Genomic DNA, 1,220 nt, shown 5'->3' on the forward strand with positions numbered 1-1,220 from the left:
TAAACAGCTCTTATCTAGATGATATTTTAGATCAGGAAGAAATATACTTAATAGGGGTTACTGTAAATGATTAAGGATTTAATATTTGGAGCCAACACTAATGATACGTTAAGCAAATGTCTTTATGAAATTCATACCAAAGGTCCAATATCAGCTTTAACATTTGAAAAACTTGCATACATAAAGAAGTTTCACCCAATTGATTTCTCACGTTACGAAAACAAATTAATTTCTGCAATAGGACTGTTCTATAAAACAGACAAGCCTAAAAGTGTATTTGAAGAGTTTTATTCAATATACTCCGAATCAATATTTGACGAAATTGGACACTCTTTCACAGCGACTCAGGCAAGTGCATTTAAAGAAATAAAGAACAATAGATATTTTTCTTTTTCAGCACCAACAAGCAGTGGTAAATCACATTTATTTAGAGAGTTAATAAAAACCACAAAAAAAGACATGCTTATAGTTGTCCCATCCAGAGCATTAATAGCAGAATACTACAATGAAGACGTAAGCAGCTAAAGTTAAAAAGCTGGAACTCTGCTACTAGCTAAGATTATGAGTGATGGTGCAAGTTGATTTTTATCCCGGCTAGCAGCATTCAATTAAACACTGGGTACTATATGAATCTAACCGAAAAGACAACTTATGACATGTCCCCCCATGGGGTTAGCATAAAAGTACATTCGATTTTAATCAACATTGATAATATTAAAGATAGAGCATCAGAGATGATCTCGACAATACAGGACACTTGTTGGCTCCAAGAATTAAATCCAGTTGCTCAGCTATCTTATGAGGCTCGAGCTGAAAGAACCATAGATAAACTAGTAAACAAAATCCTAACAAAAGTAGAAGATGAAATAACAGAGGAATTTGGCGAGTTCATGATCTCTGCATCAGCTCAAGATGTGTTGGTCTCTGAATTTAATCATATCAAAGTTCCTTTGGCTGAGTTAATTAAAGAGAAGATCTCAGGAAATCCTGGCTTCGACTTTCATACCGAAACAAATCAAAATTTAATCGCATTTGGAGAAGCAAAATTCAGCGGGAACATTAACCCATATCGTAATGCTTTAGAACAAATCAGAAGCTTTATAGACTTAAAGAAACATGATGCCGAACTTATTGATTTACAGAACTTCGTTAGCAAAGAGGCTATATCAAATCATTTTGACAAAAAAAATGCTTACATTGCAGCATTTTCGATCAACTCA

At 33.9% G+C, this 1,220-nt stretch carries 2 protein-coding genes; both read left to right on the forward strand.

Features of this window, described 5'->3' with window-relative positions; all coding sequences use genetic code 11:
• Window positions 1-66: 66 nt before the first annotated feature.
• Entirely contained in the window at window positions 67-525 is a 459-nt protein-coding gene (locus tag GOU96_RS17600; protein ID WP_324702074.1) for a hypothetical protein, read from the forward strand.
• Window positions 526-626: 101 nt separating this feature from the next.
• Window positions 627-1,220 (forward strand): hypothetical protein (locus GOU96_RS17605; RefSeq protein WP_324702075.1); only part of this gene is annotated, 594 nt, incomplete at its 3' end.

Source organism: Vibrio sp. R-1, from assembly GCF_035615595.1.
Classification (GTDB): domain Bacteria; phylum Pseudomonadota; class Gammaproteobacteria; order Enterobacterales; family Vibrionaceae; genus Vibrio; species Vibrio cholerae.